Source organism: Streptomyces resistomycificus (genome assembly GCF_001514265.1).
GTDB lineage: Bacteria > Actinomycetota > Actinomycetes > Streptomycetales > Streptomycetaceae > Streptomyces > Streptomyces resistomycificus.
Genome location: NZ_KQ948988.1, coordinates 846,186 through 864,856 on the forward strand (window position 1 = coordinate 846,186; position 18,671 = coordinate 864,856).

An 18,671-nucleotide genomic window follows, 5' to 3' on the forward strand; every position below is an offset into this window, starting at 1 on the left:
ATCCTGAAGTGGGAGGTCAGTGGGTCATGAACGAGGTGACGGGCAGCGCCCGTGCGACGATCCGGACGTCACCGAGGCGGCCGTACAGGATCTGGTCGATCTCTCCGCCGTACGCGTAGCCGCCCAGCAGCCACGGCAGCCCGACCGAGGTGATTCCGACGGCCGAGGCCTTCGGGTTGCGGACGACCGGGCAGCCCTGGACGTACAGCGTGGTCCGTCTGCCGTCGTTGACGACGGCGAGGTGCCACCACGTCTCCAGCGGGGTCTCCTGCCCCCAGTTGGTGGCGATGCCCTCCTGGTTCAGCGGGCGCATGGCCCACTGGGGCTCCCGGTCGTTCGACAGGGAGAGCGTGGCGAGCGGCTCGTCGGGATCGTCGCCGGTCTTCCCGGCGGCCCCGCCCGTGCCGGTCCGGCTGACCAGCCCCGACCACGCGTGGTGGGACGGGTCCCAGTCGGCCGGGAGACGGTAGAACGCCTCGATGGTGTAACCGGACCTGAATGTCGCCGAGTTGAGGGGCGCGCCGTCGACCGTACGCAGGTACGCGCCCTTGAGGGGCGACTTGAAGCCGCGGAACTCCAGGCTGCCGTGGCTGGGCTGGTCGGGGTGGTGGTCCGAGGACCAGCCGAGCGAGCCGCCGCCCACCGTCACCACGGCGAGGTCGTTGCCCCGGCCGGACAGGTCACGGACGCTGCCGGAGACGGGCTTCTCGAAACGCCAGTACGCGACCGTGCCCGCGACCAGCATCTCCGACACCGGGCGTGCGGCGCGCGCCGGCACCGGGTCGAAACCGGCGAAGCGCTCGGCGAAGTCGATGTCCACGGAGAACCGGTCGGCGTCACCGCTGAGCTCGATCTCCTGCCGCTCCAGCTCGTTGAGGCCCTTGGCCGCCCGGCCCAGGATCCACGGGGAGACCGTCTCCACGTCGATGGTGTTGCGGTCGAGGTCGAAGCGGTAGAGGCGGATCATGGCCGCGCCGCCGAAGTAGCGGTTCTGGTAGTTCGTCAGATGCAGGTGGACGTCGTGTCCCGCCGCGTTCCTGCGCGTCGCCCGCGCCGCCGGCCAGTAGTGCCCGTTCAGGGTGAGGAAGATCTGGTCGTGGCCGTCGACCAGTTGGTCCCACAGCTGCTGCCCGTACGCGGACAGGCCGTCGTCCTCGACGACCAGCTCGTGCGTGGTGAGGACGACCGGGGTCTTCGGGTGTCGCGCCAGGACGTCCTTCGCCCACGCGTACCCCTTCGCCGACAGCCGCCAGTCCAGCGCGAGCACCATCCACTCCCGTCCGGCGGCCCGGAAGAGATGGTAGGTGTGGTAGCCGTCGGGGGAGGCTCCGCCGAAGGTCGACTTCCCCCTGAACCGGTCGGGGCCGAAGGTGTCCAGGTAGGGCGTCGCACCGCGCTGGTCGTCCGTCGACGACCTCACGTCGTGGTTGCCGGCCAGGACGCTGTAGCCGACGCCCCTTCGGTCGAGGAGGCCGAACGCCTCCCCGATCGCGGTGAACTCGGCCTCGGCGCCGTTCTGCGTGAGGTCGCCGAGGTGCGACAGGAAGACGATGTTCTCCTGCCTGCCGTGCTCGAGCAGGTAGCGCAGGGAGGCCTCGACCGGCGCCTTGTCGATGCTCGGCCCGTCGAAGAGGTACTGCGTGTCGGGCATCACGGCGAGCGTGAACCGGCGGCTGTCCGGGTCGGGCCGCCATGCGGCCGCCCCGGCCGGCAGCGCTTCGGCGACGGCCGGCAGGGCGAGGCCGGCCGTGGCGGCGGCGCCCAGCAGCGCCGTCGCCCGCAGGAAACCGCGTCGTCCGGCCCCGGCCTGCGCGGCCTCGGCCTGATCGTGCTCATGCGAAGTACACACGGGTGCTCCGTAAAGGTGACAGCTGGTGCTGAGTAGGGGGAGAGGCGGGGAGTTCAGAGGGCGCGCAGCGTCCAGCTCCAGCGGTGGACGCCCGGGGTGACGAGATACGACGGTGAGGTGTCGGGTCCGCACGAGGCGGTGCCCAGGCCGCGGTGGGCCGCGTCGAGATGGACCACGCAGCCCGCCCGGGGGACGAGCTGGTCGTGGTGGGTGACGGCGGTCAGGTCGTCGGCGCGGTGGCGGGTGACGGAGACCTGCCGGGGTTCGTCCAGTACGACCGCGAGGCCGGTGGCGTCCGGCGCGGACAGCGTGAAGTGCCGGACGCCGTGCCGGCCGCCGCTCTCCTGCGGTCGCAGGTACGGGGTGAACAGCTCCGCCACGGCCACGCGGTGGTGACCGACGGGCGCGCCGAAGCTCCGGTCCGGATAGGACTCCCAGGGGCCCTGCCCGTACCACTCCATCAGGTCCAGGCCCGCCACCGTCTCGAACACCGACCCGACCCGTGCCACATCGGTGAGGGCGTCGGGGAGTTCGGCGCGCTCCTCGACGTGGATGCCGCCCTCGACCGGCGTGAACACCTGCGCATGGCGGACGACGCCCGCCTCGGCCGCGTACTCGGCGTGCACGGTGACCCGGCCGGCCGCCTGCCGGACGTCGACCACCTTGCGCACCAGGGTGTCCAGCCCCCAGGTCCGCCAGCGCAGCGCCGCCCCGCCCAGTTCGTCGTTGTCGGTGGGGGCCCGCCACAGGGAGAGGACCGGCGCGGAGGTGAGCAGGGGGTGGACCAGCAGCCCCTCCGCGTCGACCTCGACCGGGCGGCCGCGTGCCGCACGGGCAGAGTGGCCGGGTGCGGCCGCGGCCGCCCGCAACCGCACCTGCGGCAGACACACCACCGTCCCGCGGGGCGCCCAGGGCTCGTCGTCGGCGGTCGTCACGCGCAGCGTCAGCCACGCCTCGCCGCCGCCTCGGGGCAGCTCGAACGGCAGCGGCACCGCCGTGGTCTCGCCGGGGCGCAGATCGGGCAGCTTTGCGGGCGCGGTCAGCACGCCGCCGTCCGCCAGGGACAGCTCCCACTCGCCGGCCAGCCAGTCCAGGCCGCGGAAGTGCTGGTGGTTGCCGATGACCACGCCCTCGTGCCGGAAGCACTCCAGGCGCACCGGCGCCGCGATCTCCCGGTGCTCGTACATCACGGGCTTGGGTGTCCGGTCAGGGAAGACGACTCCGTCGGCGATGAACGCGCCGTCGTGGATCGTCTCGCCGAAGTCGCCGCCGTACGCCCAGCGGTGGCCGGGCGCGGCGACACCGTTGTCATGGAGCCCGGCGCCCGCGCGCCCGGCCGGTCTGCCATCGCTCACCCGCTGAAGGATTCCGTGGTCCCAGAACTCCCAGATGAAGCCGCCCTGAAGACCCGGGGTGGACTCGATGGCGGCCCAGTGGTCGGCGAGCGTGCCGTTGCTGTTGCCCATCGCGTGGGAGTACTCGCACTGGATGAGCGGCTTGGTCTGCTCGCCGGACAGCGCGTGCGCGACGCAGTCCTCCAGCGGCGCGTACATCGGGCAGGCGATGTCGGAGGCGAGGTGTGGGTCCGCCCAGCCGCGCTTGGCCGCGCCCTCGTACTGGATCGGCCGCGTCGGGTCGTGCCGCCGTACCCAGCCCGCGGCGGCGTCGTGGTTCGCGCCGTAGTCGGACTCGTTGCCCAGCGACCAGACGATGACCGAGGGGTGGTTCTTGTCCCGGAGCACCATCCGGGAGACCCGGTCCACGAAGGCGTTCAGATAGCGCGGGTCGTCGGCGATCTCGTGGGCGTGGTCGTGGGACTCGATGTCCGCCTCGTCCACGACGTAGAGACCGAGCTCGTCGGCGAGGTCGTACAGCGCCGGGTCGCCCGGGTAGTGGGCGGTGCGGATCGCGTTGAACCCGAAGCGCTTGAGCAGGACCAGGTCGGCGCGCAGGTCGCCGGGCGACACCGTGCGCCCGGTCAGCGGATGGAAGTCGTGCCGGTTGACGCCCCGGACGAACACCCGCTCGCCGTTCACCAGCAGGTCCCGCTCGACGATCTCGACGTCACGGAAGCCGACGCGGTGACGCGAGGCGTCGGCGACGCCGCCGTCGGCGCGGTGCAGCCGCACGGTCAGGTCGTACAGCTCGGGCGTCTCGGCGTTCCAGGTGCGCACGTCCGGCACGTCGGTCAGCAGCCGTGCCTCGCCGAGGAAGTCGGACACGCGGTCGTCGTCGGCGTTGGCCCGGTCGAACTCCGTGTCCTGGGTCAGGAGGTGGCCGTCCAGCTCACCGCTGACGTACCAGCCCGCGGGCAGCGTGCCGCCCGCGTCCCGCACCCGGCAGTCCACCCGCAGGTCTCCGTACCGCCCCGCCCGGACGGTGACGTCGGCGAGGTGCAGCGGATCCGTCGCGTACAGCAGCACGGAGCGGGTGACACCGCCGTGCCACCACTGGTCCTGGTCCTCGATGTGCGAGGCGTCCGACCACTTCACGACCGTCAGCCGTACGAGGGCCCGCTCGCCGGCGCGCACCAGCCCCGTCAGGTCGAACTCGGCGGCCAGGTGGGAGTCCTTGGAGACGCCGGCCGGCCGCCCGTCCACGTGCACCAGCAGCACGCTCTCGGCGGCCCCGACCTGGAGCACGATCCGCCGTCCCGCCCAGTCGGCGGGCACGTCCACCGCTCGTTCGTAGACGCCCGTCGGGTTGGCGGCGGGCGAGTGGGGCGGGTACTCCGCGAACGGCATACGGACGTTGGTGTACTGCGGAAGGTCGTCCGTGCCCTGCATGGTCCAGACGCCGGGGACGTACGAGGAGGTCCAGACGTCGGACACCGGCGCGTCCGGCGCCGGCAGCAGCTGGAAGCGCCAGTCCCCGTCCAGGGGAAGCGCCCCGGAGCGCCGGTCGACGGCGTTCATGGGCAGCCGCCCCCAGGAGGTCACCTCGGGTGCCTCCCAGGGACGCAGGGCGAGCAGTGGATCGCTCGTCATCCGCGGACGGCTCCCTTCGCGAGGTCCCCGATGATCTGCTTGGCGCCGACCGCGAACACGATCAGCAGCGGGACGAGGGCGAGCAGGGCGCCGGTCATCACGATGCCGTAGTCGGTGGTGCCGTGGGTGCCGTTGAGCTGGGACAGCGCGACCTGCAGGGTCACGTTGCCGGGGTTGGTGAGGGCGATCAGGGGCCAGGCGAAGTCGTTCCACTGGCCCATGAAGGTGAAGATGCCGAGGAAGGCGAGGCCGGGGCGGACCACCGGCAGCGCCACGTGCCAGTACTGGCGCAGGAAGTTCGCGCCGTCGAGTCTGGAGGCGTCGAGCAGCTCGTCGTGGATGGCCGTCTTCATGTACTGGCGCATCCAGAAGATGCCGAAGGCGTTGGCCGCGGCGGGCACGATCAGCGCGGTCATCGAACCGATCCAGCCGATCTTCGCCATGAGGACGAACTGCGGGATGACCGACAACTGCGCCGGCACCATGAAGATGACCATGAGCAGCCCGAACAGCATCCCCTTGCCGGGGAAGTCGAACTTGGCGAAGACGAAGGCCGCCAGTGAGTCGAAGAGCAGGACCAGGAAGGTCACCGACACCGCGACCAGCAGCGAGTTCCACATCGACCCGAAGAAGTCGACGGCGTCGAAGAGGTTGCGGACGTTCTCCAGGAAGTGCGTGCCCGGCAGCAGCTTCGGCGGGTACGAGAAGATCTCCGACGAGCTGTGCGTCGACATGATCACGGCCCAGTAGAACGGGAAGGCCGAGACCAGGGTGCCGATGACCAGCGGGAGGTGCAGCGCGATCCCTCTGCGGCGGGACCCCTTGATGGATGCCATGGTGCGCCCTTCCTAGTCGCCCCGGCGCTGCACGAGGCGCCAGTTGATGATCGAGAAGAGGACGACGACGAGGAAGATGCCCCACGCCACCGCGGCTCCGTACCCGAAGTCGTTGTTGTCGAAGGTCTGCTGGAAGAAGTAGAGGACCATCGTCTGGCCCGAGTGGCCCGGACCGCCCGCGAACGTCGAGTCGTTGGACGAGGTCTGGAGCAGGACCTGCGGCTCGGAGAAGCTCTGCAGGCCCGTCACCGTCGAGACGACGAGCACGAACAGCAGCGTGGGCCGCAGCAGCGGCAGCGTGATCCGGAAGAAGGTCTGGACGGGACCGGCGCCGTCCATGCGCGCCGCCTCGTACAGGTCGCCCGGGATGGTCTGGAGCCCGGCGAGGAAGATGATCGCGTTGTAGCCGGTCCACTGCCAGGTCATCAGCGCCGCGATGGTGACCTTGATGCCCCAGGGCGTGTTCAGCCACGCCACCTGGTCGATGCCCACGGCCTGCAGGACGGCGTTCACCATGCCGGCGTTGGTGGAGAAGATCGAACCGAAGACGATCGCGATCGCGACCACCGAGGTGACGTTGGGCAGGAAGTACGCGACGCGGTACAGGCTCTTGAACCGGACCGCGGAGTTGAGCATCACGGCCGTGATCATCGCCAGGAAGATCATGGGGAAGGTGGCCAGCGCCCAGATGATGATCGTGTTGCCGATCGAGTTCCAGAAGTCGCTGTCGCTCAGCAGGTACTGGTACTGCGAGAGCCCGGCCCACTCCATCGAGCCGAGGCCGTCCCAGCGGTGGAAGGACAGGTAGAGCGAGAAACCCACCGGGAACAGGCCGAAGCCGAGGAAGATCAGGTAGAAGGGGGAGATGGCGGCGTAGAGGTGCCAGTACTTGCGCAGGCCCGTCCTGGGCCGGGCCGTGGCGGGCTGTGCCACGGCGGGCGGGGTCTGTTCGAGGACGGCCATCAGTAGCTCACCCCCAGGTGCTTCGCGATGCGACGGCACTTGCTCATGGCGTCACTCCAGGCCTTCCGCGGGTCCTTGCCGAGGACGCCGACGTTCTTGATCTCGTCCTTGAGGGGTTGCCCGAGCGCGACGTCGAACGGGCTGTTGTAGGCGACCACGATCTTCTGCGCGGCGGGCCCGAAGACGTCGGTCGTGACCTGGCCCCCGAAGAAGGGGTCGGGCTCCCGCATCTGCTTCAGGGCGTACGAGGCGGGCGTGGAGGGGAAGAGGCCCGCGTCGACGTAACCCTGCGCCTGGTTGGCCGCGTTGAGGATCCAGGTGATGATCTCGAAGGCCTGCTCCGGCTCCCGGCACGCCTTGGTGATCGACAGGAACGAGCCGCCGTTGTTGGCGGGCCGTACGGGCATCTGCGCCACCCGCCACCTGCCCTTGGTCTTCGGCACGCCGTTCTTGATGTCGAAGCTGGCCCAGGAGGCGTTCAGCTGGCTCGGCAGCTTGCCGTCCTGAATGGCCGACTGCTGGTCCGGGGTGCCGCTGACCAGGTCCGAGACGATCCCGCGCCGCTTGGCCTCCACGGCCAGCGCCCAGGCGCGGCGCACGTGCTCCTGGTCGCCGATGAAGTGACGGTCCTGGTCGACGTACCGCTTCGCGCCCTGCTGCACGACGTTCTCGAAGACGGAGTTGACGTCGGTGAGCAGCTTGGCCTCCGGGACGCGCTTGCCCAGCCGCACGCCCGCGTCGAAGAACTTCTCCCAGGTGTTCAGCTCCTGCGACACCTCGTCGGGCTCGTACGGCAGTCCGGCCCGGCGGAAGATCTCGTACTGGTAGTAGTGCGCGACCGGCCCGCAGTCGATCGGGAAGCCGACCATCGTGCCGTCGTCGGCGATGCCCTGGTCCCACTTCCAGGACAGGTACCGGCTCCTGTACTTCTCCGCGCCCAGCGTCCGCAGATCGACGAACTGGTCCGCGTTCGGCAGGTAGGCGGCCATGTCCTCGCCCTTGAGCCCCGCGATGTCGGGGATGTGGGCCCGGCCGGTGATCGTGGTGATGAGCTTGGAGCGGTACTGGCCGCCGATCTGGATGGCCTGGAGGTCCACCGAGCCGTCGTAGCGGGCCTTGGCGTTCTTGACGACGGTGTCGCTCAGACCGCCGCTCCAGTACCACAGGGCCATGTTCCGGCCGGTCGAGCCGGTCGGAACGGCACAGCCGGACGCCAGGCCGCCGAGCGCGGTGGCGGCCGTACCGGCCAGGCCCGCGCGCAGCAGGCCTCTTCGTGAGAGCCGCACAGCTCCCACCGCCTTTCGGATCTGTTCGAGACTTCGCACAGGGGGCGAATCGGGGGGTCTTACGGGTGCGGGGGGAGGTCAGTGCCGCCGGGCGGTGTCGGGTGGGGGGCCGGCGCGTGGTGGGCGGGCGGGGTCACGGGGGCGTACCGGACGGGCCCGCCGGGATCCTCCGGCAGCCGCTCCGCCAGGAAGCCGTACGCGCGCTTCAGGCCGGGGTCCGTCAGTGAGCGCCACCAGCGGTCGACGCCGTACCAGCCGGGGGCGGCCAGCGCGCCGCCGTGATGCCCCACGGACAGTCCGGCCGCCAGGACGGCGAACCGCAGCCGTTCCTCCAGCGGCCAGCCGCCGAGCGAGGCCGCGACGAAGCTCGCGCCGAAGACGTCACCGGCACCCGTCGCGTCCAGGACGTCGACGTCCAGGGCGGGGACGTCCGCGTACTCGCCGGTGGTCTGGTCGACCGCGAGCGCGCCGTCGCCGCCGCGCGTCACCACGGCCACCGGCACCAGCTCGGAGAGCGTGCCGAGGGCCGCGACCGCGCTGTCGGTGCGGGTGTAGGCCATCGCCTCGGTCTCGTTGGGAAGGAAGGCGTGGCACAGGGAGAGCTGGTCCAGGAGGGCGGTGGACCACTCCTGGGTGGGGTCCCAGCCGACGTCGGCGTAGATCTGCGTGCCGTTGGCGGCGGCCTTGGCAAGCCAGGCGCGCGGTTCGGCCTCGAGGTGCACGAGGGCCGTACGCGCCTCGGGCGGGTCGCCCATCAGCGCGTCCTGCGAGTACGGCGGTTCCTGGCCGTGGGTGACCAGGGCCCGGTCGTGACCGTGTGCGAGCGCGACGGTGACCGGGGTGTGCCAGCCGTCCGCGACGCGGGAGAGCGAGAGGTCGACGCCTTCCTGGCCGGCGAGGACCTCCTGGCAGTACGCGCCGTAGAAGTCGTCGCCGAAGACCGTGGCCAGGGAGGTCCGCAGACCGAAGCGGGAGGCGGCGACGGCCAGGTTGGCTATGCCGCCGGGGCCGCAGCCCATGCCGGCCGTCCAGATCTCCTCGCCCGGCGTCGGCGGCCCGCCCAGCCCCGTGAGGACGAGGTCGTAGAAGAGCAGCCCGGTGAGCAGCACCTCGGGCCGGTCGTCGTCCACGGATGGGTCCTCTCGTCAGAACTCTTCAAATCGATGCCCGGAATCGTGCGCCGATCCGCGAGATTGGTCAATACCCGAGCAGAACCGAGCATGGAAATGATTGAAGATGACGAGTAGTGTTCACGCCGTGCTGGCAGAACGACGACATCAACTCATCCTGCGGGCCCTGCGCTCCGGTGGCCCCGCGGCCGTGACCGATCTCTCCGAGCAGCTGGGCGTGAGTCCCGCCACGGTCAGGCGTGACCTGGTCAAACTCGAGGAGGACGGGCTGCTCACCCGGGTGCACGGCGGGGCGGTGGCCGAGGAGGGCGACCAGCCCTTCGCCGAGGTCGCCGAGGTGCGCGTGGGGGAGAAGGACGCCATAGCCGCGCGGGCCGCCGCCATGGTCGCCGACGGCCAGTCGGTGCTGCTCGACATCGGCACCACCGCCTACCGCCTCGCCCGGCAGCTGCACGGCCGCCGCCTCACCGTGATCACCAGCAACCTGGTCGTCTACGAGGAGCTGGCCGACGACGAGGGGATCGAACTGGTGCTGCTCGGCGGCATGGTCCGCCGCGAGTACCGCTCCCTGGTCGGCTTCCTCACCGAGGACAACCTTCGGCAGCTGCACGCCGACTGGCTCTTCCTCGGCACCAGTGGAGTGCGCCCGGGTGGGCAGGTGATGGACACGACGGTCGTCGAGGTCCCGGTGAAACGGGCCATGATCAAGGCCAGTGACAAGGTCGTCCTGCTCGCCGACTCGGCGAAGTTCCCCGGGACCGGCATGGCGAAGGTCTGCGGTCCCGAGGACCTGGACGCGGTGGTGACCAACGCGCCGGTGAACGCGGCGACGGTGGCCTCCCTGGAGGAGGCCGGTGTCGACGTGGTCCTGGCAGGAAAGGCGGGAACAGCGTGAAGCTGACGATTCTGGGCGGCGGCGGGTTCCGGGTGCCGCTCGTGTACGGGGCGCTCCTGACGGACCGCGCCGAGGGGCGCGTCACCCGGGTCGTCCTGCACGACCTGGACGCGCGACGGCTGTCCGCCGTGACCCGCGTGCTCGCCGAGCAGGCCGCCACGGTGCCGGGCGCGCCCGAGGTCACCGCCACCACCGACCTCGACGAGGCACTGCGCGGAGCCGACTTCGTCTTCTCCGCGATCCGCGTCGGCGGCCTGGAGGGGCGGGCCCACGACGAGCGGGTGGCGCTCGCCGAGGGCGTCCTGGGCCAGGAGACGGTCGGCGCCGGAGGCATCGCCTACGGTCTGCGCACGGTCCCCGTCGCCGTGGACATCGCGCGACGCGTGGCCCGCCTCGCCCCCGACGCCTGGGTCATCAACTTCACCAACCCGGCCGGCCTGGTCACCGAGGCCATGTCCCGCCACCTCGGCGACCGCGTCATCGGCATCTGCGACTCGCCGGTCGGCCTCGGCCGCCGTATCGCCCGGGTGCTCGGCGCCGACCCGCGCGAGGCCTGGATCGACTACGTCGGCCTCAACCACCTCGGCTGGGTCCGCGGCCTGCGGGTCGCCGGCCGTGACGAGCTGCCGCGCCTGCTCGCCGACCCCGACCTGCTCGGCTCCTTCGAGGAGGGCAAGCTCTTCGGCGTCGACTGGCTGCGGTCCCTCGGCGCGATCCCCAACGAGTACCTGCACTACTACTACTTCAACCGCGAGGCCGTCCGCGCCTACCAGCAGGCCGAGAAGACCCGCGGCGCCTTCCTCGCCGAGCAGCAGGCCCGCTTCTACGAGGAGATGCGCCGCCCCGACGCGGCCGCCCTGACCACCTGGGACCGCACCCGCGCCGAGCGCGAGGCCACCTACATGTCCGAGAACCGCGAGAGTGCCGGTGCCGGCGAGCGCGACGCCGACGACCTCTCGGGCGGCTACGAGAAGGTGGCCCTCGCCCTGATGCGGGCCATCGCCCGCGACGAACGCACCACCCTGATCCTCAACGTCCGCAACCAGGGCACCCTCTCGGTGCTCGACACGGACGCCGTCATCGAGGTGCCCTGTCTGGTCGACGCCAACGGCGCCCACCCCGTCGCGGTCGCCCCGCTGCCCGACCACGCCTCCGGCCTGGTCTGCTCCGTGAAGGCGGTCGAGCGCGAGGTGCTGGCCGCCGCCGAGTCCGGCTCCCGTACGACGGCCGTGAAGGCGTTCGCGCTGCATCCGCTGGTCGACTCGGTCAACGTGGCCCGGCGGCTGGTGGAGGGCTACACCGCCGTCCATCCCGGCCTGGCGTACCTTGGGTAAGCGCTTTCCCGACCTCTGACCTGGAGAATTCAGATGCACGACGAACGCAGCCGGATCGAGGAGCGCGTCCAACGCGTCCATGACCAGCGCATCAAGCCCGCGATCTACGCGGCCACCGTCCCGTTCGAGGTCGAGGCCTGGCAGGCGCCGGGGGAGCCGGTCTCCTTCGAGGAGGCGGCGGCCGCGCGGTACACGCCCTTCGCCATGGACACCCCCTGGGGCCCGCCCTGGGGCACCACCTGGTTCCGGATGCGAGGCCAGGTCCCCGCGGAGTGGGCCGGAAAGCGCGTCGAGGCGGTCGTCGACCTCGGCTTCGTGGGTGACTGGCCCGGCAACCAGGCCGAGGCACTGGTCCACCTGCCCGACGGCCGGCCCCTGAAGGCGGTCAACCCGCTCAACCAGTACGTGCCCGTCGCCAACCCGGCCACCGGCGGGGAACAGATCGACTACCTGGTCGAGGCGGCGTCCAACCCGGACATCCTCGCCGACAACTTCTCGGCTCCGACCCTGCTGGGCGACGTGCTGACGGCCGGCGACAAGCCGCTCTACACCTTCCGGCGCGCCGACCTCGCGGTCCTCGACGAGGAGGTGTGGCACCTCGACCTGGACCTCCAGGTGCTGCGCGAGCTCATGGTCCACCTCGGCGAGCACGAACCGCGCCGCCACGAGATCACCCACGCCCTGGACCGGGCCATGGACGCCGTCGACCTGGACGACATCTCCGGCAGCGCGGCAGCGGTCCGTGAGCTGCTCGCCCCGGTCCTCGCCCGGCCCGCCCACGCCAGCGCCCACACGATCTCCGGCGTCGGCCACGCCCACATCGACTCCGCCTGGCTGTGGCCCATCCGTGAGACCAAGCGCAAGACGTCCCGCACCTTCTCCAACGTGACGTCCCTGGCCGACGAGTACGAGGACTTCGTCTTCGCGTGCTCGCAGGCCCAGCAGTACGAGTGGGTGCGCGACAACTACCCGCACGTGTGGGCCCGCATCCAGGACTCCGTGAAGAAGGGCCAGTGGGCGCCGGTCGGCGGCATGTGGGTCGAGGCCGACGGCAACCTGCCCGGCGGCGAGGCCATCGCCCGCCAGCTGATCCACGGCAAGCGCTTCTTCATCGAGCACTTCGGTGTCGAGACCAAGGGCGTCTGGCTGCCGGACTCCTTCGGATACACCGCCGCCTACCCGCAGCTCGCCAAGCTCGCCGGCAACGACTGGTTCCTCACCCAGAAGATCTCCTGGAACCAGACCAACAAGTTCCCCCACCACACCTTCTGGTGGGAGGGCATCGACGGCACCCGCATCTTCACGCACTTCCCGCCGGTCGACACCTACAACGCCCGCTTCAGCGGCGAGGAGATGGACCGCGCGGTCCGCAACTACCGTGAGAAGGGCGGCGGCACACGCTCCCTCGCGCCCTTCGGCTGGGGCGACGGCGGTGGCGGCCCCACCCGCGAGATCATGGAACGGGCGCGCCGACTGGCCGACCTGGAGGGCTCGCCGAAGGTCGTCATCGAGCACCCCGACGCGTTCTTCGCCAAGGCCCGCGAGGAGTACGAGGACGCCCCGGTCTGGAACGGCGAGCTCTACCTGGAGCTCCACCGCGCCACCTACACCTCCCAGGCCCGCACCAAGCAGGGCAACCGGCGCAGCGAACACAAGCTGCGCGAGGCCGAGTTGTGGGCCACGACGGCCGCGCTGCACGCGCCGGGCTACGCGTATCCGTACGAGAAGCTCGACCGGCTGTGGAAGACGGTCCTGCTGCACCAGTTCCACGACATCCTGCCGGGCTCCTCGATCGCGTGGGTGCACCGCGAGGCGGAGGCCGAGTACGCGCGAGTGGCCGAGGAGCTGGAGGCGCTGACGGCTGAGGCGGTCGCGGCGCTGGGCGGTGGCGGCGAGGCCCGGGTCTTCAACACCAGCCCGTTCGAGCGGCGCGAGGTGGTGCGCGGTCGTGACGGCGAGGCCGCGTTCGTGAAGGTGCCGGGAAGCGGCAGCGCCCCCTTCCACAGCGACCAGCCGAGCGACACCGTAATCGTGGAGGACCGCGCCCTGGACAACGGTCTGGTCCGCGTGGAGCTGGCCGAGGACGGCACCCTGGCCTCGGTCTTCGACCGGCGCTTCCAGCGCGAGGTCCTCGCCGACAAGGGCAACCTGCTCCGCCTCCACACGGACCTGCCCAACTACTGGGACGCCTGGGACATCGACAAGCACTACAAGAACCGCTACACCGAGCTCCTGGACGTCGAGTCCATGACGGTCGTCGAACGGGACGTCCTGGTCGGCTCGATCCGCGTGACCCGTGCCTTCGGCAAGGGCTCGACCATCACCCAGACCATCACGCTCCGCGCCGACAGCCCCCGCGTCGACTTCGAGACCGAGATCGACTGGCACGAGGCCGAGAAGATCCTCAAGGCGGGCTTCCCGGTGGACGTCCGGGCGGCGCACTCCTCCGCGGAGATCCAGTTCGGCCACGTCCAGCGGCCCACCCACACCAACACCAGCTGGGAGGCGGCTCGCTTCGAGGTCTGCGGCCACCGCTGGGTCCACATCGGCGAACCCGGCTACGGTGTCGCGGTCCTCAACGACTCGACGTACGGCCACGATGTCTCCCGCACGGTCCGCGAGGACGGTGGTACGACGACCACGGTCGCCCTCAGCCTGGTACGCGCCCCGCGGATCCCGGACCCCGAGGCCGACCAGGGCAGGCACCGCTTCACGTACTCCCTGCTCCCGGGCGCCACGATCGGCGACGCGGTCGCCGAGGGCTACGCCCTCAATTTGCCGCTGCGCGTCGCGGACGCGGCCGAAGCCCCCGAGCCGGTGGTCTCGGTGGCCGGCGAGGGCCTGACCGTCGAGGCGGTCAAGCTCGCCGACGACGAGTCCGGCGACGTCGTGGTCCGCCTCTACGAGTCGAACGGCGGCCGCGCCCGGGGCGTGCTGCGTGCCGGATTCCCGCTCGCCGGCGCCCAGGTGACCGACCTGCTGGAGCGGCCGCTGCCGGATGAGCGCGCCGAGGTCGACGACCAGGGCGCGGTCGCGGTCTCGCTGCGCCCCTTCCAGGTCCTGACGCTCCGTCTGCGGCGCGGTACCACCGGCCGGTAGCCACCGGCCCCAGGGGGCGGGCGCGCTCGCCGCGTCCGCCCCTTTCCCGCAGTGACCGCGGTGCCCGAGATCCCCGAGATCCCTGAGATCCCCGAAGTCCCTTGTCCTGTCGAGGAGTTCAGCCGTGCCCATGCAACCGTGGTTCACCGACGCCAAGCTGGGGATCTTCGTCCACTGGGGGATCTACGCCGTGGACGGCGTCCAGGAGTCCTGGTCCTTCTACGACGACATCGTGCCGCACGACCGGTACATGGCCCAGCTCGACCGCTTCACCGGCGCCGAGTACGACCCCGAGGCCTGGGCGGACCTCTTCGCCCGGGCCGGCGCCCGGTACGCCGTCCTCACCAGCCGCCACCACGACGGCGTCGCCCTGTGGGACACCGCGTACGGCGACCTCAACCTGGGCCGCGACTACCTCTCCGGCTACGCGGACGCCCTGCGCGAGAAGGGCCTCAAGGTCGGCCTGTACTACTCCCACTCCGACTGGAACCACCCCGACTACGCCACCACCCGCAAGCCCGGCCGCCCGCCGGAGCTGGAGGACAACCGCTACTCCGAGTGCGCGGCCGAGGACGAGGACCTGGTGGCCTGGGAACGGTTCATCGCCTACCGCGACGGCCAGATCCGCGAACTGGCCTCCCGTTACCGGCCCGACCTGATGTGGTTCGACGGCGAGTGGGACCGCAGCGAGGAACAGTGGCGCATCGGGGAACTCGCCGCGCTCATCCGTTCGTACACCCCCGACGTCGTCTTCAACGCCCGCATGCTGAGCGAGGGCGACTACGCCACCCCCGAACAGGGTGCCCCCATCGAACCCCCGGACGGGCCCTGGGAGTTGTGCCTGACGATCAACGACTCGTGGGGGTACCGGCACCACGACCACCACCACAAGTCGCTCAGCCAGCTGATCCGCTACTTCACCGAGACCATCGGCGGGGGCGGCAACCTGCTGCTGGACGTCGGTCCGAGGGAGGACGGCACCATCCCCGAGCCGCAGGTCGAACGCCTCGAAGGCCTGGGGGAGTGGATCCGCAAGCACTCCGAGGCGGTGTACGGGACGGTGCGCGGTCTGCCGGCCGGTCACCACTACGGCCCCAGCACCCTGTCCGCCGACCGACGCACCCTCTACCTCACCCTGTACGACGTCCCGCGCGCCGAGATCGGGGTGCGGGGCCTGGTCACCCCGGTCCGCAAGGTCACCGTCCTCGGCACCGGCACCGGCACCGGCACCGGCACCGGCACCGGCGCCGAGCTCGCGCACCGCGTCGTCGGCGGGCTGCACGAGGCGGTCGGCGTGCTGTGGATCGACCCGCCGGCCGCGGCCGACCTCGACCCGCACGCCACGGTCCTCAAGGTCGAACTCGACGGCGAGCTGGAGCTGTACCGAGGCGCCGGTCGGTTCTGAGGTCCGTCGGCACGGCGGTTTTCGTGAGGAACCGAGGAAGGACCGCGGAAGGGCCGGTGACCCTGAATTGACCCATGATTCCGGCCCTGAAATGCTCCCTGCCACCGGTCGCCCGCCCTCATAGAGTCGTAGACATGACGACGACGAAGAAGAACGAGACCACGACCACCAGCCACTTCGCACCGGTCCTCACCCGCGCCGCCGACGCCGAGACCACCCGCGACCCCAGCAGCGTGATGACCCTCCTCGCGGACTCCGCCGACACCGGCGGGCGCCTCACGAGCTACCGGTCGACGTTCGCCGAGGGGGCCGTCGGCGCCCCCGCCCACCTGCACACCGAGGCGTCCGAACTGTTCTTCGTGATCGACGGATCGCTGCAGGTACTGGTGGGGGAGGAGATCACCGTCCTGACGGCGGGCGACTTCCTCGTCGTGCCGCCGCACACCCCGCACGCCTTCGCCGCCGCACCCGGCGCCACCGCCGACGTGCTGTTCGTCTTCACCCCGGGCGCGGGCCGCTTCGACTACCTGCGCCTGCTCGGCCGGGTGATGCGCGGCGAGGCCGACCCGCAGGAGATCAAGGACTCCTCGGAGCGCTTCGACAACCACTACGTCGACAGCCCGGTGTGGCGCGAGGCGCTCGCGGCGCGTGGGTGAGGGCCCGGCCCCAGGGCCTGCCAGGGCCTGGCGTTCGGATCAGGTCGCGGGGAGTCGACGGCATCCCGTCAGCCCCGAGTCCGCGGCGAGATCCGAACAACAGGCCTAGGGGGTGTCGCGCGCTCCCGTCGCGGGTTCCGTCGCGAGCACCAGGATCGCGATCTGTACCCGGTTCTCCAGCCCGAGCCTGGTCAGGATGCGGTTGACGGTGCTCTTCACCCCGCCTTCGCTGAGGCCCAGCGACCCGGCGATCCGCGCGTTCGAGAGCCCGCGGGCGACCAGTTGCGCGACGTCCCGTTCCCGCCGGGTGAGCGTGTCCAGCGGATCACCGGGGCCGGACGCGCTGCCCGGCCTGCCGCCGGGGGTCCCGTCGGCCGGTGACGGGCCGGGCCGCACACCGGAAAGCAGCGGCGGCGGCAGGTCGGTGAACGCCCGGATCAGCCGCCGTGTGACCGTCGGCGCGAGCGTCGCCTCGCCCGCCGCGACCACTGCGATCGCCTTGACCAGCTGCTCCGGCGTGGTGTTCTTCAGCAGGAACCCGCTCGCCCCGGCGCGCAGCGCGCCGGGGCGCCGTCACCGCCTCGATGTCCACCGGGTGGGCCACCTCCGTCGAGGACACGCTGCGGCAGCACCGGGCGGGGGTGCGGCTGGTCGCGAACGCGTTGTGCCGTGACGGAGGGCAGGCCGTACGTCGTGGTGACGGGGTCGTTGACGCCTCCCCCGGTCTCCGCTAGGCCGGGGCGATCGCCGAAGCCGCCGTCGACGCCGGCGAGTTGGCCTGCGCGGTAGCCTCGACGGACACTGACGCGGCCGCCTGCGGGGCGGCCGGCGCGGGCACCGCCGGCAGCGGGTCCGGCACCTCGGCGCGCTGCTGGGGGATGGACACCGGCCGCAGCTGGCGCGGCCCCGACACCACCGTGTAGTCCTGGCCGAGGAACGGCGGCGCGAACTCGCCCGGGTCGTCGCCCAGCGCCAACTGGACAGCCGCCCAAGGGGCGTTGACACCACACAGGGACAGCTGGTGCAGTCCGCCGGCCGGGCGGGTGTTCACGTCCATGAGGACGGGCGTGTCGCCGAACATCCGGAACTGGATGTTGGACAGGTAGTGCAGCCCGAAGCCCTCCGCGATCCGCCGCGCCGGCTCCAGCCACTGCTCGTGCAGGGTGAAACCACGGCGACGGCCGTTCTTCGTGCGGCCCACGGCCATCCGGATCCGGTTGTCGGGGCCGGTGAGGCAGTCGACCGACACCTCCGGCTGCTCGAGTCGCGGCATGACCAGCCAGTCGACCGACGCCTCGTCGGACTCCTCGCCCTGCCGGAGGGCCTCCAGCACCAGATCCAAGGGGACGCGGGGGCTCGGGAAGCCGTTGAGGTGCGAGAGCGAGAAGGGGGTGCGCGTGATCTCACGGAAGCCCACCCCACCCGCGCCGGACGCCGGCTTGAAGCACGCCTTGTGGCCGCCCGCCTCCAACTCCTCCACGGCCGCGACCAGTTCGTCCGCGTTCCGCACCCGCCACCACGGGGGCACCGGCGCGCCGATCGCCTGGACCGCCTCGTAGGCGATCACCTTGTCGTGGAAGACCGCGACGGCCTCCGGCGGCGGCGCCAGCAGGGCCGTGCCGGCCGCCTCGAAGTCGGCGCGGTGCGCCACGATCGCCGACTGGTGCAGCCGGGGCACGAAGACGTCGATGCCGCGCCGGACACACTGGTCCAGTGCGTACTCGACGTACCCGGCCGGCGACAGGCCCTCGGGCTCCAGGTCGGCGGTGTCGGCGGCGGCCAGTACCGGGGAGTCCGCGTCGCCGTGCGTGGCGTGGATCTCGACGGCGCGGTCGTGGGGATTTCGCCGCAACTGATCCATGAAGAACACGTTCTCCGCGTACGTGCGGTTGAGCCAGACGCGTACGCGAGAGACCATCCAGGCCGCCTTTCACGGTTTACGGGCAGGGCGAAGCACGCCCGTGCCCGGGCAGGGTGTTTGGAGGGACACCAAACCGCCCCGTCTAAGGGACGTTGATGGCGGTGGTGTTGGGGCGATCATACGGCCTCGAAAGGGTGCCGCGTGCAACGCGCGTGTTACGGATTTCCCGATCATGCTCGTGCGAGGGGCCGTCGGCCTGATAAAGGCACGTCACGGGACGTGCCGAAGATCGGCCGACTTGATCCACCCTTGTCCTGGGACCACGACTGTGTTGTCGTGGTGATCCGTGGGGGCTCGGTGGATGCCCCGC

13 protein-coding genes are annotated in these 18,671 nt (G+C 71.1%); 5 read left to right on the top strand and 8 right to left on the bottom strand.

Features of this window, described 5'->3' with window-relative positions:
• Positions 1–16: 16 nt before the first annotated feature.
• From AQJ84_RS03530 to AQJ84_RS03555, 6 genes are read right to left on the bottom strand one after another with little or no spacing between them, the layout of a single operon-like run.
• Positions 17–1,849 carry a LamG-like jellyroll fold domain-containing protein gene (locus AQJ84_RS03530; protein WP_053193227.1) on the bottom strand — a complete coding sequence of 611 codons (1,833 nt, stop codon included), beginning with the start codon at positions 1,847–1,849 and terminating at the stop codon, positions 17–19.
• A gap of 53 nt (positions 1,850–1,902) precedes the next feature.
• A complete protein-coding gene (locus AQJ84_RS03535) occupies positions 1,903–4,836 on the bottom strand; it encodes a glycoside hydrolase family 2 TIM barrel-domain containing protein (protein ID WP_053193230.1) in 2,934 nt (977 codons plus the stop codon).
• Positions 4,833–5,672: a carbohydrate ABC transporter permease gene (locus tag AQJ84_RS03540; protein ID WP_030042079.1), complete on the bottom strand. Its 840-nt coding sequence runs from the start codon at positions 5,670–5,672 to the stop codon at positions 4,833–4,835. Before AQJ84_RS03540 ends, AQJ84_RS03535 begins: the two co-directional genes overlap by 4 nt.
• Positions 5,673–5,684: 12 nt before the next feature.
• Positions 5,685–6,635, bottom strand: a complete 951-nt coding sequence (locus AQJ84_RS03545) for a carbohydrate ABC transporter permease (protein ID WP_030042078.1) — start codon at positions 6,633–6,635, stop codon at positions 5,685–5,687.
• A complete protein-coding gene (locus AQJ84_RS03550; protein WP_030042077.1) occupies positions 6,635–7,921 on the bottom strand; it encodes an extracellular solute-binding protein in 1,287 nt (428 codons plus the stop codon). The genes AQJ84_RS03545 and AQJ84_RS03550 overlap by 1 nt, the downstream gene beginning before the upstream one ends.
• Before the next feature lie 59 nt (positions 7,922–7,980).
• A complete protein-coding gene (locus AQJ84_RS03555) occupies positions 7,981–9,051 on the bottom strand; it encodes a carbohydrate kinase family protein (RefSeq protein ID WP_051870056.1) in 1,071 nt (356 codons plus the stop codon).
• Positions 9,052–9,178: 127 nt separating this feature from the next.
• On the opposite strand from AQJ84_RS03555, the gene AQJ84_RS03560 reads away from it, so the two are divergent.
• The 5 genes from AQJ84_RS03560 to AQJ84_RS03580 all read left to right on the top strand — a co-directional run bounded on the left by AQJ84_RS03560 (position 9,179) and on the right by AQJ84_RS03580 (position 16,440).
• Entirely contained in the window at positions 9,179–9,946 is a 768-nt protein-coding gene (locus AQJ84_RS03560) for a DeoR/GlpR family DNA-binding transcription regulator (protein WP_030042075.1), read from the top strand.
• Complete coding sequence (locus AQJ84_RS03565) at positions 9,943–11,280, top strand: 6-phospho-beta-glucosidase (RefSeq protein ID WP_030042074.1); 1,338 nt, start codon at positions 9,943–9,945, stop codon at positions 11,278–11,280. The genes AQJ84_RS03560 and AQJ84_RS03565 overlap by 4 nt, the downstream gene beginning before the upstream one ends.
• A 33-nt stretch (positions 11,281–11,313) precedes the next feature.
• Positions 11,314–14,379, top strand: a complete 3,066-nt coding sequence (locus tag AQJ84_RS03570) for an alpha-mannosidase (protein ID WP_053193233.1) — start codon at positions 11,314–11,316, stop codon at positions 14,377–14,379.
• Between the two features lie 124 nt (positions 14,380–14,503).
• On the top strand, positions 14,504–15,784 hold the full coding sequence (locus AQJ84_RS03575; RefSeq protein WP_030042071.1) for an alpha-L-fucosidase: 1,281 nt from the start codon (positions 14,504–14,506) through the stop codon (positions 15,782–15,784).
• A gap of 134 nt (positions 15,785–15,918) precedes the next feature.
• Positions 15,919–16,440 (top strand): cupin domain-containing protein, encoded by a 522-nt coding sequence (locus AQJ84_RS03580; RefSeq protein ID WP_030042070.1) that lies wholly within the window; start codon positions 15,919–15,921, stop codon positions 16,438–16,440.
• A 105-nt stretch (positions 16,441–16,545) separates the two neighbouring features.
• Here AQJ84_RS03580 and AQJ84_RS03585 read toward each other — a convergent pair whose 3' ends face one another.
• Positions 16,546–16,929, bottom strand: coding sequence for a helix-turn-helix domain-containing protein (locus AQJ84_RS03585; protein WP_225889059.1), 384 nt, complete (start codon positions 16,927–16,929; stop codon positions 16,546–16,548).
• Between the two features lie 241 nt (positions 16,930–17,170).
• Complete coding sequence (locus AQJ84_RS03590; protein ID WP_030042068.1) at positions 17,171–18,358, bottom strand: ATP-grasp domain-containing protein; 1,188 nt, start codon at positions 18,356–18,358, stop codon at positions 17,171–17,173.
• Positions 18,359–18,671 lie beyond the last annotated feature (313 nt).